1 protein-coding gene and 1 pseudogene are annotated in these 4,696 nt (G+C 38.9%); both read right to left on the reverse strand.

The genetic code is table 11. From position 1 onward, the window contains the following. Positions 1–783: 783 nt before the first annotated feature. Positions 784–1,121, reverse strand: a 338-nt coding sequence (locus AFK68_RS41420) for a topoisomerase C-terminal repeat-containing protein (protein WP_305778134.1), incomplete at its 5' end; no start/stop codon positions are given. A gap of 1 nt (position 1,122) precedes the next feature. Further along, a pseudogene (gene topA, locus AFK68_RS09845) lies at positions 1,123–3,615 on the reverse strand (type I DNA topoisomerase); the annotation flags it as partial. Between the last annotated feature and the right edge of the window lie 1,081 nt (positions 3,616–4,696).

A 4,696-nucleotide genomic window follows, 5' to 3' on the forward strand; every position in this document is an offset into this window, starting at 1 on the left:
AAATATCTCTATGTTCTCTTTCACCATAAATATACGAAACTTTTCAGGATGAAAAACTAGATAAGGCATTAATTTTATATCTCTAATTACTTTTTTTCTATTGCCTTTTGCCTACTTTCCTAGAATTTTATACCTCATCAAGTTGCAAACTTTTGTATAAAATGGGTAAGCATTTCCTGCGGAATGCTGCGCAAACAGCTATTACCATTCAGCTCTTCCTGCGGAATGCTGCGCAAACAGCAATAAAAATGAAGGATATAGCTTAATAGACTATTAGGGTTAACTGATAGACTTTTACCAAAAAATTGTGGTCTAAAGCCTCCCTTTTTAAAGGGATAAAAAAAGAGACTATTCCTTATATGAAGCCTCTTGCTTTCCTACGGAATGCTGCGCAAACAGCTAGAGGTACTGATAACTGTTAACGCAGTTCCTCTGCAAGAGGCTAACTGTTAACGTAGTTCCTCCGCAGGAGGCTAACTGATAACTGAAATGACCCATACTTTATAATTCTTTGAATTCCCTAAATTGCTTTTTCCTCTTTTAGAAGCAATAAAGCTGATAGCTGATAGCTGTTAGCGTTTGCGTAGCATTCCGTTTGCGTAGCATTCCGCAGGAAAGGAAAGCTCCTCTGTTAGCGCAGCTCCTCCGCAGGAGGCAAGAGGCTAGCTGACCGCTGAATGCTTACTAAAATGGTGCGTAAATTTTACTATATTTACAATTGGTATAAATAAGTCAAAATTTACCCACCTTACTGTGTTACTAATCTAAAATATAACCCTATTTCTAATTATTTTCTGCTGCTTTAGTTTTTGTAGACTTCCTACCACGAGTAGACTTTTTAGTTGAAGCTTTAGCCTGCAAAAGTTCTAGAGCCTGCTCCAAAGTCACATCTTCTACTGCTGTATCTTTAGGCAAAGAGGCATTTACCTTACCATGTTTGACATAAGGTCCATACCGACCATCATAAATACCCACTACCTCACCATCTTCTGGATGTTTACCCAAATCTTTGAGTGGAGGTGCAGCTTTAGCACTACCTCGTCTCGCTCTTTTAGGTTGAGCCAATAACTCCAAAGCACGCTCCAAAGTAATAGTCAAAACATCATCCCCAGCTTTCAAAGNGGCATTTACCTTACCATGTTTGACATAAGGTCCATACCGACCATCATAAATACCCACTACCTCACCATCTTCTGGATGTTTACCCAAATCTTTGAGTGGAGGTGCAGCTTTAGCACTACCTCGTCTCGCTCTTTTAGGTTGAGCCAATAACTCCAAAGCACGCTCCAAAGTAATAGTCAAAACATCATCCCCAGCTTTCAAAGAACGATAATCTTTACCACCCTCTTTTCCTTGGTCGTGGACAACATAAGGACCAAAACGTCCTAAATTAGTTTGAATCTTACAACCAGTTTCTGGGTGAGTCCCCAAGGTACGAGGTAGAGATAATAACCCAACTGCCATATCTAAAGTCACATCTTCCATATTTACACCCTTTGGCAACGAGCTTCGCTTTGGTTTTTTCTTACTTCCCTCCACCTCATCGCCCAACTGTACATAAGGACCGTAACGACCAGTCATTATATATATAGGTTTATCTTCCTCTGGATGAATTCCTAACTCCTCCGGACCTTCTGTTTTTTGCTTAAGAATTTTCTCTATTTGTTCTGGGTCTAGGTCTGATGGGGTTAAATCTTCAGGAATAGAAGCTTTAACTATACCTTCATCATTTTCTGCCTCAATATAAGCACCAAATTTGCCAATACAGATACGATAAGTCATTTCTGGATCGGTATCCAAATTCTCTAACTCAATAGTACGAGCTAATTTAGGGTCAATATATTCCTCCTGTTCCTTAATTTGAGTATCCAACCCACTCTCTCCAGAATAAAATTCTCGTAAATATGGCAACCATTGAGCTTCACCCGTAGAAATATCATCCAGAGTTTGTTCCATACGAGCGGTAAACTTAACATCCACAAATTCAGGAAAGTGCCTTTCTAATAGACTTGTCACCCCAAAAGCAGTAAAAGTCGGAACCAAAGCATTACCCTGAAGTTTGGCATAACGACGGTCAACAATGGTACTAATTACAGTAGCGTAGGTACTCGGACGACCAATACCTTCACTTTCTAGAGTTTTAACTAAAGATGCTTCGGTAAATCTAGCAGGTGGCTGAGTTTCATGTCCCACTACTTCTATTTCTCTACAATTTGGGCGATCGCCCTGTTTTAGAGGAGGCAATGGTACTTCTTGGTTTTCCAAAGCTGCTTCTGGGTCATCCGACCCTTCAACATAAGCCCGGAGGAACCCAGGAAAGTCTATTCGTTTCCCATTAGAACGAAAACCTGCATCTTCTACTTGTAAATTAACTGTAATATGGGTTTGACGAGAGTCGGCCATTTGACAAGCTACTGTCCTTTTCCAGATTAAGTCGTAAAGAGCAAATTCTTGATCCTTCAATCCTGTTTCCTGGGGAGTGCGAAAAGTTTGACCCGCAGGGCGAATAGCTTCGTGAGCTTCTTGAGCGCCTTTACTTTTTGTAGTGTATTGTCTAGGTTGAGGACTCAGATATTCTGCACCGTACATTTTTTCCACACAACTCCGAGCAGCAGCGATCGCCTCATCGGACAAATGAACGGAGTCTGTCCGCATATAGGTAATAAAACCTTGTTCGTATAAATTTTGGGCAGTCCGCATAGTTTGCTTGGCACCCATTCGTAGTTTGCGGTTAGCTTCCTGTTGTAAGGTGGAAGTGGTAAATGGTGGAGAAGGTTTACGTTTAACAGCTCGTTCTTCCACACTACTAACAGTCCAAGGTTTATCCTCAAGTCTTTCTTTCAGAGCTTCAGCTTGAGTCTCATCCAACAAAACAACATTCCGACCCTCAGCTATTTTGCCCGTATTTTCATCAAAGTCACTACCCGTAGCAACTTTTGTTCCTCCAAGGGTGACAAGTTTAGACTCAAACGGGCTTTTTTCCTGCTCTAAACTGGCCTTTAAATCCCAATAACCCCCCTGTTTAAAAGCCTGACGTTGACGTTCTCGGTTAACCAATAGTCTAACTGCCACAGATTGTACTCTACCAGCAGAGAGACCCCAAGCAATTTTTTTCCACAATACAGGAGAGAGAGTATAACCATAGAGTCGATCTAAAATCCGCCGAGTTTCTTGTGCCCTGACTAACTGCTCATCTATATTACGACAATTTTCAATCGCCTTGCGAATAGCTTCTGGAGTAATTTCATGGAAGACCATCCGCTTAGTAGGAACTTTCGGCTTTAGTAGTTGCAATAAATGCCAACTTATGCTTTCCCCTTCTCGGTCTTCATCTGTGGCCAAAACTAATTCATCAGCTTCTTTCAGAGCATCTTTAAGTTCTTTTACGGTTTTCTTTTTGTCTTTAGGGACAACGTAGACAGGTTCAAAATCTGATTCTACATTTACGCCTAGATGTGCCCACTTTTCTCCTTTGTATTTTTCTGGTATTTCCTCAGCAGAAGGTGGTAGGTCACGCACATGACCCATGGATGCCTCAACGCGGTAGTCTGAGGGTAGATAGTTACGAATAGTGCGGGCTTTAGTAGGAGATTCAACAATAACAAGAGTTGACATGAGACCTTATATTGAGATATCTAGAGAACTGAGATTTTTGTATGCTAGTATGCACCTTTGAGCAATGGAGCAGAGAAGGGAGAGTTCTATTATTTCCTTTGTTTGAGCTTGAGAGGATAGATTTTTGGGTTCCACGCTATCTTAAATTTTTTTGTTTCAGCCAAAATCTATGTTTAATGGACACATTGATTTTTCAGGTATCCTTATTAAAATTTGCTAGCATAATCAATCTTTAATGTCAATAGTATGGAGATATTGTTGCTCCAATTAAAATCTACGAATACATCCACGGAGATACTATTTTAGTAGGACTACTTTAACTATTTATCAAAACAATTGGGTCGCTCAACCCCGCCTTTTAAGGCGAAATATTTTTGGGAGGGTTGCTCTAATCCCCGTTATACCATTTCTCAAAAACTTTTCTAAATTTTATTGAGTAGGGGAGTGGAGGAAAAGTAAAAATAAGAATAATTAACATTAACTGATTAGTAATTATCAAAAAAGTTATTCTGATTGTGTTAATTACTTAATATTTGAAGTTCCTCCCAAGTATAGCATTACTTGTGGTCATACCAATTACCCAAATAACTTCTGACTTCTGACTTAGTTAAAGTCTCCAGTTATCTTTTTTGGATTATATTTAATTTTTACTTGATTAAAAACCCTTAAGCATTTTATTAAAATAAAAATTTTAACTATCTATATNATCTATATAAAACCTGAATTTAGCAGTTGTAATATCATTCCCGGATAATTAGGATTTGCTAATTAAATCTCAAAGCATTGACAGAGAAAGACTTTAGGCTTCTTGAGATTGAAAAAAGTACCAGTTTTTCAGCTTTTCATTCTCAAAAAGTTAGCATTAAAAGCTCACTATGGCAGAAAAATCAAGGGACAATTATTCCTCCTACCTTCTTTGTAATTCTTTTAAATCTTGACTTCTGACTCCTTACTCTTACTCCGACTTCTACCATAAGACTTTTTCAGCAAACCCTAATTAGCAATAAAACTCCGTTCTGCTTACCGAAAAATTTAGGTATAAAGCTTCTCAATTTATGGATAAAAAACAGAAAACTTGCTC

The sequence above is a fragment of the Hydrocoleum sp. CS-953 genome (genome assembly GCF_002260545.1).
Lineage (GTDB): Bacteria > Cyanobacteriota > Cyanobacteriia > Cyanobacteriales > Microcoleaceae > Trichodesmium.